Below are 25152 nucleotides of genomic sequence, written 5' to 3'. Positions count from 1 at the left end.
TAAATTCCTGCCTTTTATTTATAGGTAAAACATTATAAGAAAATGCTTAATAGTTCGGCTGTGCCTAGTGTTCAAGATAAATAACTTTTAAGAAAATTTTAAGTTTGATAATAACTTCAAGCACTTTTTTACTATTTGGTAAAGCTATCTAGTTAAAAATATAGAATTTACTTTTCTTCTTTTATATAAAAAATATATTAAAAATAAAAGGCAAAAGAGAAATTCTCTCTTTTGCCTTATTTAATTACTGTTCTAAAGTATAAGCGATCACATAATCGCCATGATCAGGTGATTGACGTGCTCCACCTGCGGTAACAACCACATATTGTTTACCTGTTTTAGGTGAAACATAGCTTATTGGTGTGCCCTGACTACCTACTGGCATACGTGATTTCCACAGTTCTTTACCTGTAGATGAATCAAATGCACGTAAGTAGTAATCTTGTGTTGCAGCAAAGAAAACCAAACCACCTTGAGTTGCCATCGGACCACCAATGGTTGGCATACCGATCGGTGCTTTTAAGCCCATTTTAATTCCCATAGGGCCTGTATCTTCAACCGTACCTAATGGTACCTGCCACGCAACTTGACGAGTTTTCAAATCAATCGCAGTCAACGTACCAAACGGCGGTTTCTGACAAGGAATGCTTAATGCTGACATAAAGCGGTTTTTATTCACTTTATACGGGGTACCTTTCATTGGTACAGCGCCCATACCTGTGTTTACTTTTTCCCCACCATTCGCTTGAATCTTAATGTCTTCAGGAGTTTGCTCTATTAATTGAATCCATAATCCAAGGCGCATATCGTTCACGAACATATAACGATGAGTTGGATCAAAAGCAATACTACCCCAGTTCATGCCACCCAAAGAACCTGGGAAACTTAATGAAACATCAGTACCTGGTGCAGTAAATAAACCTTCGTAACGCATTGACTTAAAGTTAATACGGCACATCAGTTGGTCAAATGGCGTAGCACCCCACATATCTGACTCAGTTAAAGTCTGATTACCAATTTGAGGCATTTCAACTGAACGTGGTTGAGTTGCACTGTATTGCTCACCCGGAATATTCGCAGCTTTCACAGGTTGTTCAACTACTTTAGTCAGCGGTTTACCCGTTACACGGTCAAGGACAAAGAATTGGCCTGATTTGGTTCCAATCACAACAGCTGGTTTAGTCGTACCATCTTTTAATGGGAAGTCGACTAGACTCGGTTGCATTGGTAAGTCAAAGTCCCATAAATCGTTATGAACAGTTTGATACACCCACTTTTCTTTACCTGTTGTCGCATCAAGTGCCAAAACAGAAGTATTGTATTTATGATCTAACGGATTACGGTTACCGCCCCAAATGTCGACAGATGAACTACCCATAGGTAAGAACACCGTATTCATTTGCGGATCATACGACATTGCAGCCCAAGAGTTTGCCGAACTACGTTTATAGGTTTCACCCGGTTTAAGAACATAGTTAGGATCTGGATTACGTGGATCAAACGCCCAGCGAAGTTTACCCGTAATCACGTCATAACCACGGATAACACCGCCCGGCATATCTGCGGCTACGTTGTCAGCAATACGGCTACCTACCACAATGGTTGTACCCGCAATAGTTGGTGCAGAAGTCACTTCAAAACGTGGCGCTTTTGTTCCCGCCCCAAGTCCTTCCAACAAATCAACCGTTCCATTTACACCAAAATCAGCACAGCGCTGACCGTTATCTGCATTGACTGCAATTAAACGACCATCAGGTGTATTGGTATATACACGACGTGGACATACCGTGTTTGTTGCAACCGCGGTTACTGCATTTGCACCAGCCAAAGTTGGTTGAACAAGTGGTTTAGTTGAATCAAAATATGCAACACCACGACAACGTTCCCAAGCATCGGCTTTCGAGTTCACTTCAGCTTTCCAGATCTGTTTACCTGAGTCAGCATCTATCGCAAAAATATTATTATGTGGTGTACATAAGAAGACTTTATTTCCAACCTGTAGCGGTGTCATTTGGTCTTCAGCACCATTACCACTACCTGTTGTAAAATCGCCTGTTCTAAAGCGCCAAGCTTCTTTTAATTTATGAACGTTATCTCTGTTAATTTGATCGAGAGCAACAAAGCGGCTACCGCCTGCATCATTTCCATAATTTTCCCAATTCACCTGTTTTTTAGCAGGGTCAACTGGTACTAAAGGCAGTTTTTCACCTGAACTTGCTACCGTTGGATGCGGTTGGAACATCTGATAAAGCGCAATCAACATACCAACTACAACTAATCCACCTACTGCATAAGATGAAGATGCCAAACTGGTTTGAAATTGGTAGCGTCGAATTGAAGGTAGCGTAAATAATAAAGCAGCAAAAAGACCAGCAGGAAACATTAAACGCGAGAATAATGGCCAGAATTCCCAGCCCGCATCAACCAGTGACCAAATTACGGTGCCAACAAAGACAGCCGCAAAAATCCAGACACCAAGCGCTTTTTTTCGGAAAATACTAATTGCAGAAAGGGTAATAAATAGCCCTGCAACTAAGAAATACCAAGAACCGCCGAGTGATACTAGCTTTCCACCGCCTACAATGTAAAAAACACCTGTAGCCAATAAAGCTAAGCCTAAAATAAAACACCATATTTTGAATAAGATATGAAACTTAGAATCTGACTCAGACATAGATCCTACTCCACATATACTGAACCCGAATAGTTCAAGCATTTGAGCCAGTTAAACCATGTCTAACCAGCCATAAATACTGTTAAAAATTAACTTTTACACTCAAGCCTGCCACCCAAGCATCATCGACCTCTTTTACACCCGCAGGTTGATGGATATATTGAATGTTTGGACGTAACATGACGGCCGGAGACCATTGGTAGGTATAGTTCAGCTCGACATTTAGTTCGTCGTCTTGAATTGGAATATAGTCAGATGCAAGTGCATCATAGCTATAATATCCACGACTTTCATTTGTTGCGATCTGCTTATCTTTAGCACGATCATTGACCACATAATTGGCAATACCAAAACCAATCGAATCATTTGGACGGCTATCAAATGGCCCCTTATACCAAAGAGCAAGCTGTTGCGTACTTTGAACAAAAGTCGTTGCTTTATCATTTACAACGCCGTTAAAACTGATATATAAACCGCGTTTCGGATCTTCGCCTTTATTTGTAAGTTGTTGCTGGGCATTAAGCCAGAAACTTTGTTTTCCATCATGAACTTTATCCGCAGTCTTAATATCATTCGCTTCTGCGGTTGAGTACAGCGCCCCTACTTTATATTCACCCGGTAAACCATTAAAAGCGGTAAGTTTTGGTTTCCATGCAAGCTCAACTGGTATGGTTGCGCCCTTTACGTTGTTCATATCCAGATTAAAACCATCACTATTTGATTCGGTTTTAATATTGTCTGGATTGACCTCATACACACCCAATCCCAAAGTCCACTCAGGCGCAAATTGATATTTAACGTTTGTCGCCCAAACACCGACTGGTGAGTTGTACCAAATTGAACCGATTGATTTTCCTAGCTGTCCACCACAAAGCAATAAGTTCTGAAACTCACATTGAGAACTATTAAAGTCCTCTGACATTCCCATACGACCAAATTTGACCTGTACGGTGTTATCAACGAAACCTTTTTTCACCCATGCTTGAGATAAACGCCAGATTTTACCGCGTCCATAAATCTCTTGAGCATTACCCAATTGGCTAGAACGTGGATCTTTAATACGCTCAAGAGTTAATGCATTGCCGTCACGTTTAGTCACGACTAGACTGGCTGTTGTATCCTTCCATCCAGCAATTTTTTCTAAATCGAAGTTTGCACCCAAAGAAAGTTGCGCAGCATTTTCAAATATATTGCTATCGTTATAACCACCATCTAAATTTGTGGCAGCTTGGCTCATAATAGAAGCTGTAAATTTATAACCTTGTTGCTCTAGCTGCTGGCGTTTTCCATTCCAGTCACCAAGCAACCATTGACGATCTTGTGACCACGGCTCATTAGCAAGCGCAAATTGACTGCTTAATACAGCGATTGTTAACACACTCAGTTTCATTAAATTTGGCATTTCAAATCCCTTTTATCATTTCTATGCTGCGCCTCTGTGTGAGGCGCTTCCCTTATTGTTGTTATTTAATTTGTACGGCCGAACTAAGTTCAGACGTCGCTCCAAAACGATCAGTTACATTTGCTGTAATTGAGGCAACTTTTACAGTTGGCTTCCAATTCGCTTTTGCATTACCTTCGGCATTTGTAGCAACGGTAACAGCTCCTAAATACTGCTCAGCTTCTTCTGATGCCGCATTTTGATTTCCAAAGAACTCCACTTGATAGCGTTGGTTTGGTAAACCATTAATTTCTACAGCCACTGAACCTTTATTAGCGATTAACTTAGGTGCTTTAATGCCCTGATTCGGCTGAGCATTACAGTTTTGTTGGTTTGGCTGCGTACAAGTTTTTTGTTGTTTAGATGGATCTACAACTACACCACCCCCACGAGAACCGACAAAACCTTCATGCTCAAGTGCAGGCACACCCAATACAATTGCGCCTAAACGCTGATTTGGTACACATGAACCGCCAGCTTCACAACGCTTAATATCCTTACCATTGTCCCAAATCAGGTTTTTAGTCAAAGTAATTTTTGCGTTTGCATCTTTTTCAGACCGGATCGCAACACCAATGCGGTTACCATGCACTTTATTGCTATCGAGAATGTTTCCATCACCTGTCATGTTGAAACCAATCGAGTTATTGGTCAGTTCGTTATAGGCAATATAGTTACGCTTACCCCAGTTAATCTGTAAGCCATCTGAATAGTTTTCAAATTTATTACCAACTACGGCATTGTCATTACCCCACAAAATTTCAATACCTTGTGATGGCTCTGGGTTTGCTTTCGTTGAAACAAAATGGTTATTCGCAATTAAGTTAAATGCTGCACCACGGGTCAGTTCTAAGCCATCACCATTGTCTTGGAAAATATTGTCTAAAACTTTGTTGTTATTGGTCGTGGTTGCAGTTGGGTTACCTTGCCCATCATCACCAGTGAGCATGACACCAGCACCACCGTAGTTATTACTAATACGGTTGTGTTGAATAAGGTTATTGCTTGAACGGTTAATCAATACACCAATACAAAAGCGATGAATGTCTAAACCTTTCAAAGTGACATTATTCACATCACGCAGTACCAACCCCGGTAAGGTCATGGTACGGACATTGGTTCCGTACTGATCAGGGTTTGCACCAGGGCAAGCTTTCGCACCTTCACCTTTAATATAGTTTGAACCATCAATTGCGATGTATTCACCAGTTTTATCCCACTGGGTACCAATAATTTTGACAGGTGCTTTAATTTCAGGAAGTGCACTATTTAATTTAATCGCATAAGGCGCTTTGCCTACTGCTTGAATCAAAATGTCACTAGCTTCGCTTGGGTTAGCATTGGCTTGTTCAATTGCCCAGCGTAAAGAGCCTTTATTGCTATCATCTTGATAACGGTCAACAACATAAGTTTGTGCCGTGGCTACACCAGAAACCATCAAACCTAATGCAAGAGTAGTTAAACGTAATGTATTCATTTCATCATATCCTTATGATTTATGGGTTTGTTGGTTGAACGGTTTTTAAAATCTGTTTGAGCTTAGTCACATCAATTTGACCGGGTGCAGAAGCCTCACCAATCATGCCAAAGCTATAACTTCCGCCCATATTGGCTATTGCAACACGAGAAATCGTACCTAATTGCCCCATCGACATTGTCAATAATGGCTTAGTGGTTTGCTGGCTTACTTTTAAAGTTGCATTCATTAAAGTGAATACATCTTGTTTAGATTTTGGCATTACAGCAATTTTTAGAATATCTGCGCCCAACTGGTCTTGTTTTAACAAGCGTTTTTCAATTTCATCTTGGCTTGGCGTTTTTTGGAAGTCATGATTAGACATGACCACTAGCACTTTCTTTTGATGTGCTTTTTGAACAATCTCTGAAACTACTTTTTGATCACGGAACATTTCAACATCCAACCAGTCCATGAACGGATTTTTTAAATAAGCCTGATAAGTCTTGCCATAATCAGCATCACTAATTTCAAGCTGTCCACCTTCGTTTTTGGTACGAATTGTGGCAATCATTGGTTTATTGCCTAAAATCTTTTTCAATTCATGACCCAAGGCAATCACTTGTTTTGTATCACTCGCAAAACTGAGTAAGTCGATACGAAACTCTGCTAAATCAGCATCTGCCGTATTTGCAATGACTTGAGCCTGTGCTAATGCTTGTTCTTTAGTTTTTGCAGTAATTGGAACAATCGTTTTAACAGCTGTAGCGGCAAGTTGTGTTTGAGCAGCTAAAGCAACAGGTTCAGCATTCACTTGTGCTGTAAAAAATGGGAGTGCAAGTAAACTTAGGCTTAATAATGTTTTCATGTTCATATCATTCATCCTTAAAAAGGCTACACGCATCCTTGAATAATCAGGTGTAGCCTTAGGTGTTTTTTAAATATCAAAAAATACAGTTTCGTCATCGCCCTGAATACGAATATCAAAGCGGTAAACAACTTCACCATTTTGTTCAGAACGTTTTGCAATAAGTGTTTGGCGACGTGGTGCCCATTCAATGCTATTTAGAATTGGATCGTTAGCATTTGCTTCAGCTTCATCTTCAAAATAAACACGTGTGTGAAGACCTAAGTTAATACCGCGAGCGAAAATGACTAATGCAATATGAGGTGCTTGAGTTGAACCTTTACGGCCTGCTGTAGCACCCGGCTTAATTGTATTAAAGCTCCAAACACCCGTTTCAAAGTCTGCACCTGTACGGCCCCAGCCCTGAAATGCAGGATCAGCTTTTTGCTCACGTGTATCTGCTTGACTCGGGTAAATACCGTTCGCATCGGCCTGCCAAATCTCGATCAGTACGTCGCGTAGAGGTAAACCTAATCCGTCAAATACCTGACCTTCTAGACGAATGCGCTCGCCTTTGGTGTGGTCTTGTACTAACTGGTTATTAAAGTTGTTTTCAAAAACTTCGATATTTGCTTGTTGCGGTAACAAACCAATGTGAACGTAAGGACCACCCGTTTGAGATGGGGTTTCTTTTAATTCCTGAAAATTCCAGTTATTCATGCTCGTGCTCCCGATTAAGTCAATTCATTTTCGAAGTAAGTCGCTCGACGACCACGTAAAGTGATGTCAAAACGGTAACAACGGCTATCAGCTTCGATAAAGTTGTTTTTATCTTCTAGTGCAATCAATGCACGACGTTGATCTTCAGAAGGAATCGTTTTTAAGATCGGGCAAGTATCGATGAGCGTGTCGCCTTCAAAATAAAACTGTGAAATCAGACGCTGCGCCCAACCATCAGCAATTAAAGAAAAATGAATATGAGCTGGACGCCATTCATTAATACGGTTACGCCATGGGTATGGGCCCGGTTTAATGGTTCGGAAAATATAAAACCCGTTTTCGTCAGTTAAGGTACGACCACAACCACCAAAGTTAGGGTCCATTGCACCAATAAACTTATCGTTTGGATGACGGTAACGACCAGAAGCATTGGCTTGCCATACTTCTAAAAGTGCATTTTTTACAGGACGACCAAATTGATCACGAACATAACCATGAACGATGACACGCTCACCAATTGGCAAACCATCTTTGGCATAATTCAAAATCAGATCGTTATCTTTTGGACCAAACAAATTTGAAGAAAAATGCGGCGCAGTAACTTCAGTTAAAGTCTCGTTAATAGAGATCAATGCATTTTTTGGCGAACGTAATACACTTGTTTTATAACCTGGCGTATACGCTGGTGGATGATCATCTGTATTACGTTGGGCGTAAGCACCCCAGCTATGTTGTGACATCTTTATCTCCTTAATCCTGTTCTTTCGCTGCAACTGAGTTGACTTCTATTCCCAACTCTTTAAAGACTTCTTCGGCCATATGCATTGCAGCGTTTGCAGCAGGTAAACCTGCATATAGTGAGCTATGTAAGATCAACTCTTTTAAATCTTCTTTGGTTACGCCATTGTTGAAGCAAGCACGTAAATGCATACGTAGTTCGTCTTCACGGCCAAGTGCTAATAAAATTGCGATAGTGACTAAACTACGGGTATGGCGTGGTAAGCCCGGACGAGACCACACCTCACCCCATGCGTAACGGCTAATAAAGTTTTGAAAATCTTGGTTAAAGTCATTTAGGTTTTGCAAAGACCGACCAACATGCTTTTCACCCAAAACTTCAGTCCGCACTTCAATGCCTTGTTTATAGCGTTGTTCATCATTCATTGTGATAGACCTCTATTAAGTTGCATCGGTATGCGCAACAAGTGATTTAACAAATACAGCAACAGCCGCAGCAGTCGCTGGAATTAGTAATAAACTAAGAATGGCAGTAAACGACCAATCATTGCCGAGTAGTACAGCACCAATCCAAGCACCAAAGACTGCACCGAAACGTCCAATACCGGTCATCCAAGACACACCCGTTGCACGGCACTGTGTTGGATAGAAACGAGCGCTTAACGCTGGCATTGAAGATTGCGCACCGTTAATTGCGATACCCGCGCAAAGCACCAATACTGCAAGTAATGTTGAGTTTCCTAAGCTTTGACCAACAGCAATCGCAAATAGACCTGCGGCAAAGTAGAAAATGGCAATGACTCGGTTCGGATTAAATTTGTCCATCGCCCAACCAATGAACAATGCGCTCACCACTCCACCGAACTGGAACAAACCGCCAATAAACGCAGCACGCTCCATGGAAGCCCCTGTTTCACGCATAAGCGTTGGCAACCAGCTTGTCAGCAAGTAAACAACCACTAAGCCCATGAAATAGGTCAACCAAAGTAAAAGCGTTCCTTTCGCATATGGTTTAGAAAACATAATTCCAAAGACATTTTTCTTTTGAGCTGTTTCAGTTTTCTCTTCTGGCACGTGAAATGCAGTCGCATTTTGAACTTGAGCAGGCGCGATATGATTTAAGATTTTGCGTACTTTTTCAGGATTCTTACCTTTTACAATTAAAAAGCGGTAAGACTCAGGTAACACCAAAATCACTAAAACCATTAAAATTAAAGGTGACCAGCCGCCGAGCAAAAATAAACTGTGCCAGCCGTAGGTCGGGATAAGCCAACTACTAATAAAACCACCTGTAGCCATACCCAAGTTGTAACCACAAAACATACAGGTCACGAGCAATGACCGAATGCGGGTTGGACAATACTCAGAAAATAATGTAGTGGCATTCGGCATAGCTGCACCAAGTCCAATACCTGTCAAAAAGCGTAAAACGACAAGGCTATCTAAATTTGTTGCATAAGCAGACGCCAAGGTAAAACCACCAAACACAAGCATCGAAAAAGCTAAAACGATTTTTCGACCAAAACGGTCAGCTGTTGGGCCAGAAACCAAAGCTCCAATAATCATTCCACCAAGTGCAGCACTCATCACTGGGCCTAACTGAGAGCGATCAACACCCCAGTCCTGAGCTAATGCTGGAGCGATAAACCCCATCGCAGCAGTATCGATACCATCAGTAAAAATAATTAAGAAACAGATGATTGCGATCATCCATTGATACTTACTGAGTGGAGCATCATTAATCAGCGCTTGAGCATCGATACTTTTATTTGGTGCAGCGTAATCCTGAGACGCCATATTTGCCTCCTTAAGGCCAATTCCTTTTAAACGACTGAGCTATTAGATTTGTTGAATAAACCTAGTCAATTCCTGAGTAAATCTTTGCGGTTGCTCAATATTAGAAAGATGTGATGCTTCGAGTTTTGCAAGCTGACTGTTATTAATAGCATTCTGCATAAACTCAGCATCTGCTACTGTTGTCACTGGATCTGCCGTTCCTGCAATGAGCAATACCGGAATTTGGATTTGTGCAATTTCATCTCTTAAATCGGCATGTGCTAAAGCACGACATGCATTGGCATAACCTTGTGCTGGTGTGTTTGCTAGACTTTGAATAGTTGTTTGTGCAACCACATTATGCTGATAGTCGAATTTTTCACTGAACCAGCGGGTATGCGTAGTTTTAACCAACTCAGCTAAACCGTTTTGTTCTACCGACTCAGCACGACTCAACCACGCCTCAGCCTGTCCAATTTTGGCTGCCGAGTTAGCGACTATAATACTATTAAAGTGCTCTGGATGATGAATACCTAACCAAAGCCCTGTAATTCCACCCATTGAAATTCCACAAAAATGAGCTTTTTCAATATTTAAGGCATCTAAAATATCAACAACATCTTCCGCTAAGTTTTGCAATGTAGTATCACTAATTACATCACTTTCACCATGTCCACGTGTGTCGTATGTAATGACATTAAAATGACTTTTTAGCTCATCTACTTGCGGCTGCCACATTCCATGATCTGTTCCCAATGAATTAGATAACACAAGTGCTGGAGCATCTTTTAAACCTTCGGTATAGACAGCCAGCTGTTTTCCTTGGCGATTGCTAATAGTCTGTTTCACTTAATGTCTCCTCCTTGTGCTTCTTGTAAAACAGCATCAATTTGAGCTTGAATGTTGCCCAAATAGTTTTCTGCTTTAAAAATTTCCAAAATTTCTGCTAGGGAAAAATGTTCTTTTACTTCATCTAACTGACTAACAACTTCAGATAAATGCTGATTTTGTGCGACTGCTGTTTTACAAGCTGCTTCAACAACATGATGTGCATTTAAACGTCCAATTTTTGGAGCAAGCGCCATCATTACAGCTTCCGCCATAATCAATCCATTGGTACATTCAAGGTTACGTTGCATATGCTCAGCATTAACTTCGAAACCTTGTAAAACTTCACCAGTACGACTTAATGCTCCAGCACAAAGTTGAAAAATTTCAGGAATTGCCAGCCATTCTGCATGCCACGCACCTAAACTACGCTCATGTTCCTGTACCATGCTTTGATAGACACTAGACATCAGCGCTGGTACACGATTTGCTGCTGCAAGTACTGAAGCCGCTGCCACTGGATTACGTTTATGCGGCATGGTCGATGAACCACCGCGACCTTTCGCAGTTGGCTCAAACAATTCTGCAATTTCGGTTTGCATCATAAGAGACCAATCACGTGCCATCTTGCCCGTACTCCCAACAATCATGCCAAGCACGCTTGCAATTTCTACAATACGGTCGCGCTCACCATGCCATGTGCTTGTGGGCACGGTCAGATTCAGCTGCTGAGCAAATGCATTTACCACAAGTGAACCTTGATCCTGCAACGAAGCTAATGAACCCACAGCCCCACCTAACTGAGCAGTGAGTACACGTGATTTCATAGCTTGGATACGATCTAAATCACGCTTAAATGCAGAAGCCCAACGAGCAAGTTTATGCCCTAAAGTAATTGGCAAAGCTTGCTGTAACCATGTACGTCCAATCATGACTTGATGACGATATTGCTTGGCTTGTTCTAACGCACTCGTATAGCATTGTTTAAGTTGTGCTTCCACAATATTTAACGCATCACGACATTGCAAAATACAAGCTGTATCTAAAATATCCTGACTGGTTGCACCCCAATGCACATAACGCGAAGCATCTTCATCAACATCTTTAACAATTGCCGTAAGCTGTTTTACAAATGGAATTGCAATATTTCCAGCTAAGCCAGTTGCTACAGCCAAAGTTGAAAAATCAAACTTATCTAATGCCTGCTCAGCTACTTGGGCAATGGTATTAGCTGCATTTTGAGGAATCACGCCAACTTTTGCCTGTGCTTGCGCTAACGCAACTTCAACCTGAATCATATATGTGATTAAAGATGAGTCACTAAAGATGTCAGTGACGTCTTCTTGATAAAACAAGCTGGCATATAACTGGCTCATAATTAGACTCTCTCAATAATCAATGCGATGCCTTGACCTACACCAATACACATTGAACATAAGGCATAACGACCGCCCGTCTGTTCAAGCTGGTTTAAGGCTGTCGTCACAAGACGTGCACCTGAAGCACCAAGTGGATGGCCTAATGCAATTGCTCCACCGTTTGGATTTACTTTATTGCTATCGTCTGGTAAACCTAAATCACGAGTCACTGCCAAAGCCTGTGCAGCAAAGGCTTCATTCAGTTCAATTACATCCATCTGCTCTAAAGTCAGGTTGGCTTGTTTAAGTAATTTTTTAATTGCAGGTGCCGGAGCAAAGCCCATAATACGTGGTTCTACACCGACCGCTGTTGAAGCAATGATCTTGGCACGTGGTTTGAGGTTATAAGTTTGAACAGCTTCATCAGAAGCAATCAGCAGAGCTGCTGCACCATCGTTAATGCCTGAAGCATTCCCCGCAGTGACGGTGCCGTCTGCTTTAACTACAGGCTTAAGCTTGCTTAAAGCTTCAAGCGTGGTCGATGCACGAGGATGTTCATCAGTATCAATCACAACAGCATCCCCCTTACGCTGAGGGATTTCAACTGCGACGATTTCTTTAGAAAAAAAGCCTTTGGCTTGCGCGCTTGCGGTGCGTTGTTGGCTCACCAAGGCAAACTGGTCCTGATCTGCACGATTGACGTTAAACTGTTCAGCCACGTTTTCGGCAGTCTGGGGCATGGTGTCTACACCATACAATTCTTTAAGTTTAGGGTTAATGAAACGCCAGCCCATGGTGGTGTCTTCGATCTTCTGGTTACGGCCAAAAGCGCTGTCAGACTTACCCATCACATAGGGTGCACGGCTCATGCTTTCCACACCACCTGCAATCACCAAGTTCGCTTCACCTGCTTTAATGGCACGGGCAGCAATGGCAATCGCATCGAGTGAGGAACCACAGAGACGGTTAATAGTCGTTGCAGGCACCTGATACGGTAGACCTGCAAGCAGTGCTGACATACGGCCGACATTACGGTTATCTTCACCGGCTTGGTTCGCACAGCCGTAGATCACATCATCGACCTGTTTCCAATCTACATTTGGGTTACGCTGCATGAGCGCTTTAATCGGTACAGCGCCAAGGTCATCGGCACGGACAGGAGCAAGGCCACCGGCATAACGGCCGAATGGTGTACGGATGGCATCGATGATATAAGCGTTTTTTAATGTCATTTCCCTACTTCCTTACCCTTGAGTGGCATCAATCAAAGTTGCACCCGTTAAAGCCTGTAACTCATCAAAGCTCAGACCTTCCACTTTCTCAAGCACCTTTAAACCATCTCGGGTCACGTCAATCACACACAAATCTGTGTAAATACGATCCACACACTGCTTACCCGTCACCGGATAAGTGAGCTCAGCCACAATCTTCGGTTCACCTTGCTTGGTTACATGGTCTGTGGTGATAAAGACTTTCTTGGCACCTACAGCCAAATCCATCGCACCACCCACCGCAGGAATCGCATCCGCTGCACCGGTGTGCCAGTTCGCCAAGTCACCATTGGCTGCAACCTGAAAGGCGCCAAGCACGGCAATATCAAGGTGACCTCCACGCATCATGGCAAATGAGTCGCCATGATGAAAAAAGCTGCCGCCTTCAAGCATGGTCACAAACTCTTTACCCGCATTAATCAGTTCAGGGTCTTCTTCACCTGCCGCTGGCGGTGGACCAAAAGCCAACAAACCATTTTCAGAATGAAGGAAAATATCTTTGTCATTCGGTAGGTAGCTGGCAATCTTGGTCGGTAAGCCAATACCTAGGTTTACATAGGCGCCATCTGGAATATCTTGTGCCACACGCTTTGCAATCTGGTCACGGCTGAGTTTCTGGTAGCTCATGTTATTTCTCCTTATTGCTTATTGTGCGGGTGCGACTTGTACAACGTGCTGTACAAAGATACCTGGGGTGATGATGTGTTCCGGATCTAATCCACCGAGCTCTACAACTTCAGAAACCTGAGCAATGGTGACATCAGCAGCCATCGCCATGATCGGGCCAAAGTTACGTGCAGATTTACGGTAAACCAGATTGCCCCAGCGGTCGCCCTTGTAAGCCTTAATCAAGGCAAAGTCCGCCTTGATCGGATATTCAAGTACGTAATCGTTGCCATCGATCTGGCGGGTTTCTTTGCCTTCAGCTAAAAGTGTTCCAAAACCTGTTGGGGTAAATACAGCACCTAATCCCATACCTGCTGCCTGAATACGGCAAGCCAGATTGCCTTGCGGCACGACTTCAAGTTCGACCTTTCCGGCACGGTACAGTTCATCAAACACATAAGAGTCTGCCTGACGGGGGAAAGAACAAATCACTTTTTTAACTGAACCGGCTTTAAGCAGTTTCGCCAGACCGTAATCACCGTTACCGGCATTGTTGCTGACAATAGTTAAATCTTTAACACCCAGTTCAATCAGTCCATCAATGAGTTCAGCGGGTTGTCCTGCGGTACCAAAACCACCAATCAGAATGGTTGCACCATCTTTAATCTGCGATAGTGCCTCGCTTAGTGAGGACTTACTTTTGTCAATCATTAGACAACTCCATTGTGCTCATTGAAGAAGAGATAGGTAAGAGAGGTAGGCACACTGAGGCAAGAAGAATAGATAAATATTTCACTCAATCCCGAGTGTTTCCCTTAGATTTCCCTTTCTAAACATTCTTGATAATTTTTATAATTTGATCTAGTTATCAGACCATAGTTTTGTTCGGTATAAATGTTTTTTGTTCGATGATCGAACATTATCTAAAGTACTCGTATCATCTTGCTAGATGGTAGGACTGATCAATGTAAAAGAATATGAGATCTTATAAAGAGATATGTAGATGGATTTGCTTAGATATTTTGTCTTCTAAGCAAATACAAAAAGATGCAATTAAGATTGAGACTGAAGAATTAAACGTGCAAGCTCTAAGTCATCGGGATAGGTAATTTTTATATTATCCGATCTTCCCATTACGACTTGTACAGTTTCACCCATATACTCAAGTGCACTTGCCTCATCGGTAATAGCGACGTTATTTTCTAAAGCATATTCAATTGCTTTTTTAAGTTTACCGATTTTCGCAATTTGAGGGGTTTGTGCTTGCCATAAGAAATCACGGCTTACCGTTTTGTTAATATGATTATTTACTTCGACCTGCTTTAACGTGTCACGAACAGGAATCGCTAAAATAGCACTATGATTTGACTCAACTGCTGTTTGAACAAGGGTATTTAAACAGTCAATTGTTACACAAGGTCGTGCAGCATCATGAACAAGTACCCAATCATTTTCATCGGCAAAAGTTAAAAGATGATTTAACGCATTTAAAACCGAATGGACTCTCTCAGCTCCACCAATGCAAAAATGCGCTTTATCTATATTTTGAAATGCAAGAGTTTGGGCAAAGGTATCTTGGGCACCGATTGCCAAAATATAACCATCTAATGGAAGTTGACTTATACGCCGAACAGTATGCTCTAAAACAGTCGTATTCTGAATATATTGATACTGCTTCAATTCAGTTTTAGAAAATCGACTTCCTGATCCTGCAGCGGGAATAACTGCCCATAATTTAGTCTGGGATATCTGGGGATGCAGGTGTCTCATTCGTTTCCAAATCAACTTTAGCGTTCGGGTCAATATAAATAGGCTTGTAATGGGTACTAATTGTACTCATTTGAACAAATGTCTCATGTGGTTTAACTAAACCTAGATCAAGGCGTGCATGTTCTTCTATTGCTTCTGTACCATTTTTCAGGTCAAAAACCTCTGCTGCCAAAATACGGTTTCGTTCTTTAAGCTCTTCATTAACTTCAGCTTGTTGCTGAATTTGTTGCATGAGAGCCTGATGAGGGAGATAGCCACCCTCACCTAACCAAAATTGATATTGCAGTATAGCTACTAAAACAATAACAAGTAGCAATATCAGTTTGCTTGAAGTGGATCTAAATACTTCTAACATATCATTAAGAGTTTTAATTAAAAACTTTGATTAAGCTTTTGTATTGTATAACAATTTAAAAAGAGCATGCAAAATTCCTGCAAAATCAGTGCAAAACTATTAATGCGCATGTTACTTTAAATTGACCATTGTGACATGTTTCATTTTGTCAAAAATGAATGGAATTTGAAAGGGAAATCATATTTATAAGTACAACTGCTTATAAATCACTCTATGTATATAAAAGCTATTCTGCGTATCAAGAAATTATGTTGAATAAATAGAAAAAAGCCCTCCGAAGAGGACTTATCAATAGAGATTTAAATGAACCAGTAATTAGAAGTTATAACGTACACTCACCGTTGCATTTCGTGGTGTGCCCCAATTCATTGAGTTGTCACCAATACCTTCATAATATTTCTCATCAAAAATATTATCGATGTTGAATTGAAGTTTAATATTCTTATCTACCTGATAGCCAAGCATAGCACTTGCTAACACATAAGCATCTTGTTCAATACGAGAGCTTCCACTACCCGTATAGTATTTACTCTTATAATTTAAACCAAGCCCTGCACTCCATTGATCAAGTTTGTACTTAACAAATAGATTCGAAGTTGTTCGAGAGTTTGTCGTATTAACCTTGGTGCCTTTTGCATCTTTTGCTTCAAAATTAGCAATACCAAAGTTAATACCCCAATTGTCGTTAATCTCACCCTCAGCTTCAAACTCAAAACCTTTACTTTCAACGCCATCTACAGCGCGATAAGCCTGCTCTGTAGTTTGCGTACCATTACGAACAATAAATACTCCAGGTATCGATTCAGCAAAATTAGATTGTTCTATTCGGAATACTGACAATGCCGTATTTAACCGTCCTCCAAACCATTCGCTCTTTAAGCCAGCCTCATAACTCTTACCTGTAATCGGATCAATATATTGATCATTTACATCTTTACGTTCTTGAGGTTTGAAAATTTCTGTATAACTCGCATACACAGAATGATCTTGGGCAAAATCATAAATAGCGCCAACATATGGTGCTAATTCATTGTTAAATTCACGGTTACCTTTATCATTTTCAGACTTATATTTCCAGTTAGATAAACGTGCACCAGCAATAACTTTTAAAGGATCAAAAATTTGAAATTTACCAGCAATATAAGCAGCGGTTTGTGTAGTTTCATTTAGTGCATTTTTACCATTTAATACTACTGGTTGAAGCAACTCTTGAGCCATATCATTATAGTTAAGCGGTCCACCTAAATATTTCTCAATGTCTTGGTTTTTGTTAGATCCACCAAAAATATCTTTTGTCTTTTCATTCTTATTCCACGATCCACCAATAATGATTTCTTGTGGACGATTAAAAATCGTAAATGGTGCATTGATAAAAACATCAATATTGTTTTCTTCATTTGCAGCTTTTGCGCCATATACAGAAACATAATCAGTTTTATTCGGCTGATTATCATTTGGATTTTCTAATGGACTGGTATTGGTTGCCTTGTCTACTTTTCCAGCTGTATATAACAACATAGAAGCTGTGTCTTCCTTACGGAAGGTATAAGCAATATTTAAATTAACGTCATTAAATAAATTCTGCTTTAAGTTTGCAAATACTGCCGTTGTATTTACATCCCAATAGGTCCAAGGTGCACTTACTGTTACGCTTCTGGAAAAATTGGTACGAGTTCCATCAGTATAAAAAGCAGGTGTACCCCCCCAACGAATACCATCACGATGTAACTCTTGATAAGTTGCACCAAGCGACATGCTTGTTTTATCACTCAAGTCATAATCAACCGCACCATAAAATACATTGCGTTCTTTCTCATAGAAATCCATAAATGATTTTTCATCAGAATGTTTTACAAACATGCGACCACGCAATGATCCATCTGCATTAAGTGGTGTGGAAACATCTGCTGAGCTACTCCAAGAGTTCCACGAGCCTAAAGATGTGCTGACATTGCCAGTGAGTTCTTTTGAGTTTGCATGTTTCCGAATCATGTTCAGCGCCATTGCTGGGTTTCCCGCACCTGTAGTTAAGCCACTAGCCCCCTTAACGACTTCGACACGATCATAAATATCTAGATCAAGATCACCTATACTTAAGTTGGTTGTACTCGGCATTCCATCCAGCAAATAATAATCCACCTCAAAACCACGTGCATAAGCTTTTTGGCGTTCATCGGTACGTGAAGTTGAAACACCCGTAATATTGTTCATTAAATCTTGAAAAGAATCGATTTTTCGATCATCTAAATATTCACGAGTTAAAACTTTGACCGATTGAGGTGTTTCACGAAGTGATAAATTTAATTTTGTAGAAGTATTTGCGCTTTTAGCTGTGTAACTGCCCGAACCTTCGGTAACAGCGGAATTTTCTTGTTCTGCTTGTACTTTTATCGTTTCTAAAGTGGCTGTACCATTTTTCTCATCTGCATAAACAAATGAAGGAACAGTTAAAGCCATAGCAAATGCTAAAGGATGAGCTCTAAATACTTTTCCAAAGGGCGAAGTGTACATAAGAAAATTCCATAATAACGAGTGTGCTGTGCGAGATCCCTAGTCTTTTACTGCTCTTTGTAGGTTACATAACAGCAAAAGTTCGGCACAAAAACTAACACGAATGATAATTGTTATCAACAATATATTAATAATTATTCCTATTTGTTTAGAACGAATTATCAATAGTTCTAATTATTTATATCCCTCATTCCCTACCAATCTTGCTTAATTACAAGATCTTTTAAATTTATTACTCCTCAGATTAATGAATACAATGTTAAGAACAGTCTTTGGACTAACTCAAAAATAACAAACTAAACAGTATTTTCTTTTATATTTTATTATTCTTCTCAAATCTTATAAAAGAGAATAAAGGTATAAGTTGTAGTGTATAAAGTTTTAGTATTTTCTTTAGTAAGCATAGGTTTAAGCGCTTGTAATAATCCTACAGATGATAGTCCATCAAAAATAATTTATATGGAGGATATTCAAAAGCAATATAAACCAATTAACACTTATATATATGAATATAATGATATTATTTATAAACTAGGTACTAATCAAGACCAAGCCACAGCTCATTTAAAATTAAAAAATTTATTAAAAAAGATGCCATCTAGTGATGACAACTTAAATATTTTAAAAACTAAACGTAAAATACTTGTACATTTAGGTTGTCTAAATGAGGCTTATATCGTCACAGAAAAAATACTCGCTAAAACAGAAAGTTCAAAGCTACAAGAGATGCAATGTATTTTCTTGAGTAAAATGAAAAAAGATGCACATGAAATAAAAGCATGTTATGAAAAAACCGCTAATAGTTACTTAAATGAGATAAATTTAATCCCCAAAGCTGCTTTGAGATATCAATATGCTTTATGGGGCCACTACGCAGCAATGTTCCATGCTGGACATATAAAATATAAAGATAAACTCCAAGAAATTATCGATTATCACAACATAGAAGATCACAAAAAAACATATCAGCAAATGTATGAAAACGTTATGAACTCTTCTATTTTTCAGAAACGTTTAGACGCGATCCCTTATACCTCTGATTGTCATTAATCTATCTTCTTATTCTTATGATCTATCATATTTATAGATTGCACCGTTATTCCGCTTAATTTATTTAACAATAAGAAAGCACGCTCTGGAATATAGTTTCTAATGCTTCCCCCACTCTATTGCAAATATTATCTCGCACAACTTTATAACTTCCTTCATAAATCTTTTTTCAACGTGAGATTCATACAAAATCACATATATTTCTAATTTTTAACTAATAACTACTTAAAATGTATATTTTTTTATTTTTTACTTTGGTAAAAATTTTATAAGGATTTCTTCTAACTATTTTAACAAGGAGAAAAAAAATGGATTTTTTTAATATTTTCATCGGCGATACGACCTGGAACTTTGTTTTAGAAATTTTAGTTCGATGTTTTGTGATGTTTATTATTATTATCAGTTTTTTAAGATTATCGGGTAAAAGAGGAATTCGGCAGCTTTCACTTTTTGAACTTGCCATTATTTTATGTTTAGGTTCAGCCGCAGGTGACCCGATGTTCACTAAGGACTTACCTATTGCCCATGCTTTAGTAGCTTTTACGGCTATTCTTTTTCTATACCGACTTGTGACCTGGGCCATGGTGAAGAATAAAAAAATTGAGGATTTACTGGAAGGGAAAGCTTTATGTGTAGTTAAAGAAGGGCTTCTAGTCTACAAAGATTTTCAGAAACAAACATATTCACATGATGAATTTTTCTCGGAAATGCGTCAGCAAAATGTTGAACATCTTGGGCAAGTGAGAACAGCTTTGTTGGAATCCGACGGCATTTTGAGCTTACTTTATTATGAGGATGAAGATGTCAGATGGGGCCTGCCATTATTCCCTGACGCCTACTGTAAAGCCGATGTACTTAAACTTAATACTTTTTATTCATGTATGAAATGTGGTGAAACTAAAATTTTAAATAAGATTGATCAAGAATGTACCCGCTGCAAACATCATAGTTGGGCTGAATCTTTGAAAACACGCCGATTAGGATAATAAAAAAGGTGCTATTCCCTATTAAAAACAGAAAAAAGCACCTCAAAATGTTAAAAAATTAATTTTAACTTTTTATTTAAAGATTAGTTTAAACCTTTAAACTCAGCTTTACCGCGGTAAGCAGCTTTAGTCAATTCTTCAATACGAAGTAATTGGTTGTACTTAGAAACACGGTCAGAACGGCAAAGTGAACCAGTCTTGATTTGACCAGCTGCTGTACCTACTGCTAAGTCAGCAATAGTAGAATCTTCTGTTTCACCAGAACGGTGAGAAATAACAGTCGAATAACCATTTGCTTTAGCAAGATAGATGGCATCTAAAGTTTCAGTTAAAGTACCGATCTGGTTGTATTTAATTAAGATTGAGTTACCAACCTTCTCATCAATACCACGTTGTAAAATCTTAGGATTAGTTACGAACAAGTCATCACCAACCAATTGGATTTTATCACCAAGGATTGAAGTCAAATAGCTCCAGCCTTCCCAATCAGATTCATCCAAACCATCTTCGATCGAGATAATTGGATATTGATTTACAAGACCAGCTAAGTAATCTGCAAACTGATGGCTTGTAAATGCACGATTACCTTCACCTTCTAAAACGTATTGACCGTTTTTGTAGAATTCTGAAGATGCGCAGTCTAATGCAAGCATCATGTCTGAACCAGCTTTATAACCAGTCAATTCAATTGCCTGTAAAATGATTTGAATTGCTTCTTCGTTAGAACGTAAGTTAGGAGCAAAACCACCTTCATCGCCTACAGCAGTATTCAAACCTTGCTTCTTTAAAACTGATTTTAAAGAATGGAATACTTCAGCACCCGCACGTAAAGCTTCAGCAAATGAAGTAAAACCTACAGGCTCGATCATGAACTCTTGAATATCAACAGTGTTGTCCGCATGCTCACCACCATTTAAGATGTTCATCATCGGTACAGGCATTGTCAAAATTGTTTGACCACGAAGATCTGCGATGTATTGGAAAAGAGGAAGTTTCTTTTCTTCAGCAGCAGCACGCGCCGCAGCCAATGAAACAGCCAAAGTTGCGTTAGCACCTAATTTTTCTTTGTTTTCAGTACCGTCAAGCGCAATCATTGTGTTATCAATGTCTTTTTGCTCAAAAACTGATTTACCCAACAAAGCATCACGAATCAATGTGTTTACATTGTTAACTGCTGTACGAACGCCTTTACCTAAGTAACGTGATTTATCACCGTCACGAAGTTCTAAAGCTTCACGAGAACCAGTTGAAGCACCAGATGGTGCACATGCACGACCAACAACCCCAGATTCTAAAATTACGTCTGCTTCGATGGTTGGGTTACCACGAGAGTCCAAAATTTCACGTGCACGAATGTCAACGATTTGGCTCATGAACAATTCCTCTTTGAATGAATATGAGCTGCGGTTAAAGCAGCGTAAGGGTTATAAAACAACTCAATGGGTGTCTAACTTTTTGAATCCTTTAACTAAAGTATCCAATTCTTTTATTTCTGCCAAGAATGGTTCAAGTTGCGACATACGCAATGCACAAGGTCCATCGCATTTTGCATGTTCTGGGTCTGGATGAGCTTCCAAGAACAATCCAGCCAAACCAGTTGCCATTCCTGCGCGTGCTAAAGTTGTAATTTGAGCACGACGACCACCTGCTGAGTCAGAACGACCACCAGGGGTTTGTAACGCATGTGTCACGTCAAAGAAAACTGGCACATTCATTTCTTTCATAGTATCGAAGCCGAGCATATCTACAACAAGATTGTTATATCCGAATGCCGAACCACGTTCACAAAGAATAAGTTTGTCGTTTCCTGCTTCTAAACATTTATGCAGGATATGACGCATTTCATGAGGTGCTAAAAACTGGGCTTTCTTAATGTTAATAATAGCCTGTGTTTTCGCCATCGCCTCAACAAGATCAGTTTGACGACTTAAGAATGCGGGTAACTGAATAATATCGGCTACTTCTGCAACAGGTGCAGCTTGATATGGCTCATGCACATCAGTAATGATAGGAACATTAAAATGTTTTTTAATATCACCTAACCATTCGATACCTTTTTCAAGTCCAGGACCACGGAATGAATGCAGACTAGAACGATTTGCTTTATCGAAACTCGCTTTAAATACATAAGGAATATCTAAGCGTTTGCAAATATCAACATAAGTTTCTGCAATTTCAAAAGCTAAATCTTTTGATTCAAGTACGTTCATTCCGCCAAATAATACAAATGGCAAATGATTTGCCATTTGTATATCGCCTAAACGTACAACTTCTTGTGGTTTTAATTGTGACATTTAAACTTTCCCAGTTTATTTAAAATCGCATTATTTACTTTTTTGATGCTGTGTTTTTGCAGCGTCAATAAAACTAGCAAATAATGGATGTCCATCACGTGGTGAACTTGTAAATTCCGGGTGGAATTGTACAGCAATAAACCAAGGATGTTCAGGAATTTCTACAGTTTCAACTAAATGTTGTGCTGAAGAGTAACCTGAAATCTTCATACCAGCTTGTTCAATCGACTCGATGAAACGGTTATTCATTTCATAACGGTGACGATGACGCTCAGTAATTTCAGCTTTACCGTAGACTTCACGTGTTTTTGTGCCTTCAACCAATTCTGATTTTTGTGCACCTAAACGCATTGTTCCACCTAAGTCAGACTCAAGGCTACGTTGTTGTAATTCACCGCGCTCATCTAACCATTCAGTAATTAAACCAATCAATGGATATTTTGTAGAACGGTTGAACTCAGTAGAAGATGCTTCTGGCATAGCAGCAACATGACGGGCATATTCGATTACAGCCAACTGCATACCTAAACAAATGCCCAAAAATGGGACTTTGTTTTCACGTGCGTATTGGATAGCTTTCATTTTGCCTTCAGTACCACGTTCACCAAAGCCACCTGGGACTAAGATTGCGTCAGCTGTTTGCAAAATAGAAACATCTTGGCTTTCAAGTTCTTCAGCATTGACATAGTCAATCTGTACTTTCACACGATTTTTGATACCAGCATGTAATAATGCTTCATTCACAGATTTATAAGCATCTGGTAATTCAACATACTTACCAACCATTGCTACACGTACCGTGTATTCTGGATTAAGTAATGCTTCTACTACATTATCCCAATCAGTTAGGTCAGCTTCTGGTAAATCATTAAAACCAAAACGTTCACAAATGAGGTCATCTACATTTTGCTCATAGAAACCACGTGGAATTTGATAGATGGTTTTCGCATCTTTACATACCACAACAGCACGTGCTTCTACGTTAGTGAATAGAGCAATTTTACGTTTCGTGTCTGCATCAACATCATATTCAGTACGGCAGATAAGAATATCTGGCTGAATACCAATTGAAAGCAACTCTTTTACAGAGTGTTGAGTTGGTTTTGTCTTAAGCTCTGCTGCAGATTTGATATATGGCAACAAAGTTAAATGCATAAGCATGGTTCTTTTATGACCAAGCTCAACCATTAACTGACGAACTGACTCCATAAACGGTAATGATTCGATATCACCTACCGTACCGCCAATTTCTACGATAGCAACATCGTAGCCTTCACCTGCGCGAAGTACGCGTTCTTTAATGTTGTCAGTAATATGTGGAATAACTTGAACTGTACCACCAAGATAGTCACCACGACGTTCTTTGTTTAAAACGTCCTGATATACACGACCACTGGTAAAGTTATTAAGTTTGGTCATTTTCGCACGACGTAAGAAACGTTCGTAATAACCCAAGTCTAGATCAGTTTCGGCACCATCCTCTGTGACAAAAACTTCACCATGTTGGAAAGGGCTCATTGTCCCTGGATCGACATTAATGTAGGGATCCATTTTAACCATTGTGACTTTTAAGCCACGGGCTTCCAAAAGTGCAGCAACTGAAGCAGCAGAAATACCTTTACCTAGCGATGAAACTACACCACCAGTGACAAAAATAAAATGGGTCATTAAGTTTCTCGTACAATCAAGCCGAAATCGGCCTACAATGTTTGGCAATTTTACTGTACTCTGCCCCTATAAAGCAAAGTCAAACCGCATCAATTCAAAGATCATTAAACAACTGGCTATTCTATCAGCATTTTTAATAAAAAATTAGGTCAATCTCACATGATTTTTTCATTCTCTTTTGCTGTTATAATGCCAGCTCCTCAATTAAATGTTGTTTAGGACAATGGCAAATAAAAAACTTTTAATCTGTGCTGCAATTGCTGCTGGACTATTGTTAACCGCATGTGTCAAAAAAGAAACACCTAAAGAAGAAGAGCAAGAAAAGGTTGAAACTGCTGTTTCAGAACCTAAACCTGCTGAACCTGCAAAATTTGAGTCTTTAGAAAGTGTGCAAACTGAAGAAGCTCAAACTCAGGAACCACCGCAAGTTGAAGTTCACCGTGAAGAAACAGCGAATACGACAACTGAAATTCGCCGTGAAACTCGCCCTGCCCAACCTGATCAAGGTTCACAAACAACAGTTTCTGAGCAACCTAAAGTAGAGCCGAAACCAAAACCTGAACCTAAGCCTGAGCCAAAAGCAGAGCCAAAACCTGAAAAGGTTCAGTCAAAACCAGCTAAGCCTGCTGAACCATCTCAAACTGAAGATGATGCTGTTGCCGCTGCCATTGCTGCTGCAACTCCAGCGCTTAAAAACTAAGTTCGTTCTCGAATATGCCCAAATTGAACCATCGGTTTGGGCTTTTTAATTATTATTCAAATTATCAATTCAGTAATAAGTTTTAATTTTTCTTACTATTTAT

General features: G+C 39.8%; 22 protein-coding genes. 3 read left to right on the top strand and 19 right to left on the bottom strand.

Annotated features, from left to right (window positions below; genetic code table 11):
• Positions 1–244: 244 nt before the first annotated feature.
• From POD11_RS04970 to POD11_RS04895, 16 genes are all read right to left on the bottom strand, one after another.
• Entirely contained in the window at positions 245–2674 is a 2430-nt protein-coding gene (locus POD11_RS04970) for a glucose/quinate/shikimate family membrane-bound PQQ-dependent dehydrogenase (RefSeq protein ID WP_262456594.1), read from the bottom strand.
• Between the two features lie 82 nt (positions 2675–2756).
• On the bottom strand, positions 2757–4076 hold the full coding sequence (locus POD11_RS04965; protein ID WP_262456593.1) for a carbohydrate porin: 1320 nt from the start codon (positions 4074–4076) through the stop codon (positions 2757–2759).
• Positions 4077–4137: 61 nt separating this feature from the next.
• Positions 4138–5592, bottom strand: coding sequence for a NosD domain-containing protein (locus POD11_RS04960; RefSeq protein ID WP_262456592.1), 1455 nt, complete (start codon positions 5590–5592; stop codon positions 4138–4140).
• A gap of 19 nt (positions 5593–5611) precedes the next feature.
• On the bottom strand, positions 5612–6439 hold the full coding sequence (gene aroD / locus POD11_RS04955) for a type I 3-dehydroquinate dehydratase (protein WP_262456618.1): 828 nt from the start codon (positions 6437–6439) through the stop codon (positions 5612–5614).
• 69 nt (positions 6440–6508) lie between these two features.
• A complete protein-coding gene (pcaG, locus tag POD11_RS04950; RefSeq protein ID WP_262456591.1) occupies positions 6509–7138 on the bottom strand; it encodes a protocatechuate 3,4-dioxygenase subunit alpha in 630 nt (209 codons plus the stop codon).
• A gap of 14 nt (positions 7139–7152) precedes the next feature.
• The gene (pcaH, locus tag POD11_RS04945) at positions 7153–7878 is read right to left on the bottom strand and encodes a protocatechuate 3,4-dioxygenase subunit beta (RefSeq protein WP_000077913.1); all 726 of its coding nucleotides are present in this window, start codon (positions 7876–7878) and stop codon (positions 7153–7155) included.
• Positions 7879–7888: 10 nt separating this feature from the next.
• Positions 7889–8302: a 4-carboxymuconolactone decarboxylase gene (gene pcaC, locus POD11_RS04940; protein ID WP_005306044.1), complete on the bottom strand. Its 414-nt coding sequence runs from the start codon at positions 8300–8302 to the stop codon at positions 7889–7891.
• Positions 8303–8317: 15 nt separating this feature from the next.
• Positions 8318–9673, bottom strand: coding sequence for an MFS transporter (locus POD11_RS04935; protein ID WP_262456590.1), 1356 nt, complete (start codon positions 9671–9673; stop codon positions 8318–8320).
• 42 nt (positions 9674–9715) lie between these two features.
• The gene (pcaD, locus tag POD11_RS04930) at positions 9716–10501 is read right to left on the bottom strand and encodes a 3-oxoadipate enol-lactonase (RefSeq protein ID WP_262456589.1); all 786 of its coding nucleotides are present in this window, start codon (positions 10499–10501) and stop codon (positions 9716–9718) included.
• On the bottom strand, positions 10498–11856 hold the full coding sequence (gene pcaB, locus POD11_RS04925; RefSeq protein WP_262456588.1) for a 3-carboxy-cis,cis-muconate cycloisomerase: 1359 nt from the start codon (positions 11854–11856) through the stop codon (positions 10498–10500). The genes pcaD and pcaB overlap by 4 nt, the downstream gene beginning before the upstream one ends.
• 2 nt (positions 11857–11858) lie before the next feature.
• Entirely contained in the window at positions 11859–13070 is a 1212-nt protein-coding gene (pcaF, locus tag POD11_RS04920) for a 3-oxoadipyl-CoA thiolase (RefSeq protein ID WP_262456587.1), read from the bottom strand.
• Between the two features lie 12 nt (positions 13071–13082).
• On the bottom strand, positions 13083–13736 hold the full coding sequence (locus tag POD11_RS04915) for a 3-oxoacid CoA-transferase subunit B (RefSeq protein WP_262456586.1): 654 nt from the start codon (positions 13734–13736) through the stop codon (positions 13083–13085).
• 18 nt (positions 13737–13754) lie between these two features.
• Entirely contained in the window at positions 13755–14426 is a 672-nt protein-coding gene (locus POD11_RS04910) for a 3-oxoacid CoA-transferase subunit A (protein ID WP_262456585.1), read from the bottom strand.
• Between the two features lie 342 nt (positions 14427–14768).
• Positions 14769–15485 carry a 2-C-methyl-D-erythritol 4-phosphate cytidylyltransferase gene (gene ispD / locus POD11_RS04905; protein WP_262456584.1) on the bottom strand — a complete coding sequence of 239 codons (717 nt, stop codon included), beginning with the start codon at positions 15483–15485 and terminating at the stop codon, positions 14769–14771.
• Complete coding sequence (gene ftsB / locus POD11_RS04900; RefSeq protein ID WP_005069056.1) at positions 15451–15840, bottom strand: cell division protein FtsB; 390 nt, start codon at positions 15838–15840, stop codon at positions 15451–15453. The genes ispD and ftsB overlap by 35 nt, the downstream gene beginning before the upstream one ends.
• 315 nt (positions 15841–16155) lie before the next feature.
• Positions 16156–18351, bottom strand: a complete 2196-nt coding sequence (locus POD11_RS04895) for a TonB-dependent siderophore receptor (RefSeq protein ID WP_334311807.1) — start codon at positions 18349–18351, stop codon at positions 16156–16158.
• A gap of 369 nt (positions 18352–18720) precedes the next feature.
• Here POD11_RS04895 and POD11_RS04890 point away from each other — a divergent pair, with 369 nt between their 5' ends.
• Entirely contained in the window at positions 18721–19401 is a 681-nt protein-coding gene (locus tag POD11_RS04890) for a hypothetical protein (protein ID WP_262456583.1), read from the top strand.
• A 308-nt stretch (positions 19402–19709) separates the two neighbouring features.
• Positions 19710–20387, top strand: a complete 678-nt coding sequence (locus POD11_RS04885; RefSeq protein WP_224991184.1) for a DUF421 domain-containing protein — start codon at positions 19710–19712, stop codon at positions 20385–20387.
• Positions 20388–20470: 83 nt separating this feature from the next.
• Here POD11_RS04885 and eno read toward each other — a convergent pair whose 3' ends face one another.
• From eno to POD11_RS04870, 3 genes are all read right to left on the bottom strand, one after another.
• Entirely contained in the window at positions 20471–21760 is a 1290-nt protein-coding gene (gene eno, locus POD11_RS04880) for a phosphopyruvate hydratase (protein WP_002121066.1), read from the bottom strand.
• Between the two features lie 63 nt (positions 21761–21823).
• Entirely contained in the window at positions 21824–22681 is an 858-nt protein-coding gene (kdsA, locus tag POD11_RS04875; RefSeq protein WP_262456582.1) for a 3-deoxy-8-phosphooctulonate synthase, read from the bottom strand.
• A 30-nt stretch (positions 22682–22711) separates the two neighbouring features.
• Positions 22712–24349: a CTP synthase gene (locus POD11_RS04870; RefSeq protein WP_262456581.1), complete on the bottom strand. Its 1638-nt coding sequence runs from the start codon at positions 24347–24349 to the stop codon at positions 22712–22714.
• A gap of 223 nt (positions 24350–24572) precedes the next feature.
• Between POD11_RS04870 and POD11_RS04865 the strand changes: the two genes are divergently transcribed.
• Positions 24573–25049: a hypothetical protein gene (locus POD11_RS04865; protein ID WP_016140801.1), complete on the top strand. Its 477-nt coding sequence runs from the start codon at positions 24573–24575 to the stop codon at positions 25047–25049.
• The last annotated feature ends 103 nt before the right edge of the window (positions 25050–25152 follow it).

It is taken from the genome of Acinetobacter sp. P1(2023) (assembly GCF_028367635.1).
In the GTDB taxonomy this organism is placed as follows: Bacteria; Pseudomonadota; Gammaproteobacteria; order Pseudomonadales; family Moraxellaceae; genus Acinetobacter; species Acinetobacter pittii_E.
The sequence above is the reverse complement of the archived record's forward strand: the minus strand, read 5'-3'. Positions and strand labels throughout refer to the sequence as shown.

Bases quoted from the DNA above. Each gene is read 5' to 3' on its own strand.
- POD11_RS04960 (WP_262456592.1), bottom strand. From the start codon at position 5,592: ATGAATACATTACGTTTAACTACTCTTGCATTAGGTTTGATGGTTTCT.
- POD11_RS04895 (WP_334311807.1), bottom strand. From the start codon at position 18,351: ATGTACACTTCGCCCTTTGGAAAAGTATTTAGAGCTCATCCTTTAGCA.
- POD11_RS04935 (WP_262456590.1), bottom strand. From the start codon at position 9,673: ATGGCGTCTCAGGATTACGCTGCACCAAATAAAAGTATCGATGCTCAA.
- POD11_RS04865 (WP_016140801.1), top strand. From the start codon at position 24,573: ATGGCAAATAAAAAACTTTTAATCTGTGCTGCAATTGCTGCTGGACTA.
- POD11_RS04965 (WP_262456593.1), bottom strand. From the start codon at position 4,076: ATGCCAAATTTAATGAAACTGAGTGTGTTAACAATCGCTGTATTAAGC.
- pcaF (WP_262456587.1), bottom strand. From the start codon at position 13,070: ATGACATTAAAAAACGCTTATATCATCGATGCCATCCGTACACCATTC.
- eno (WP_002121066.1), bottom strand. From the start codon at position 21,760: ATGAGCCAAATCGTTGACATTCGTGCACGTGAAATTTTGGACTCTCGT.
- kdsA (WP_262456582.1), bottom strand. From the start codon at position 22,681: ATGTCACAATTAAAACCACAAGAAGTTGTACGTTTAGGCGATATACAA.
- pcaC (WP_005306044.1), bottom strand. From the start codon at position 8,302: ATGAATGATGAACAACGCTATAAACAAGGCATTGAAGTGCGGACTGAA.
- POD11_RS04885 (WP_224991184.1), top strand. From the start codon at position 19,710: ATGGATTTTTTTAATATTTTCATCGGCGATACGACCTGGAACTTTGTT.
- POD11_RS04915 (WP_262456586.1), bottom strand. From the start codon at position 13,736: ATGAGCTACCAGAAACTCAGCCGTGACCAGATTGCAAAGCGTGTGGCA.
- aroD (WP_262456618.1), bottom strand. From the start codon at position 6,439: ATGAAAACATTATTAAGCCTAAGTTTACTTGCACTCCCATTTTTTACA.
- POD11_RS04870 (WP_262456581.1), bottom strand. From the start codon at position 24,349: ATGACCCATTTTATTTTTGTCACTGGTGGTGTAGTTTCATCGCTAGGT.
- ispD (WP_262456584.1), bottom strand. From the start codon at position 15,485: ATGAGACACCTGCATCCCCAGATATCCCAGACTAAATTATGGGCAGTT.
- pcaH (WP_000077913.1), bottom strand. From the start codon at position 7,878: ATGTCACAACATAGCTGGGGTGCTTACGCCCAACGTAATACAGATGAT.
- ftsB (WP_005069056.1), bottom strand. From the start codon at position 15,840: ATGTTAGAAGTATTTAGATCCACTTCAAGCAAACTGATATTGCTACTT.
- POD11_RS04910 (WP_262456585.1), bottom strand. From the start codon at position 14,426: ATGATTGACAAAAGTAAGTCCTCACTAAGCGAGGCACTATCGCAGATT.
- POD11_RS04970 (WP_262456594.1), bottom strand. From the start codon at position 2,674: ATGTCTGAGTCAGATTCTAAGTTTCATATCTTATTCAAAATATGGTGT.
- pcaB (WP_262456588.1), bottom strand. From the start codon at position 11,856: ATGAGCCAGTTATATGCCAGCTTGTTTTATCAAGAAGACGTCACTGAC.
- pcaG (WP_262456591.1), bottom strand. From the start codon at position 7,138: ATGAATAACTGGAATTTTCAGGAATTAAAAGAAACCCCATCTCAAACG.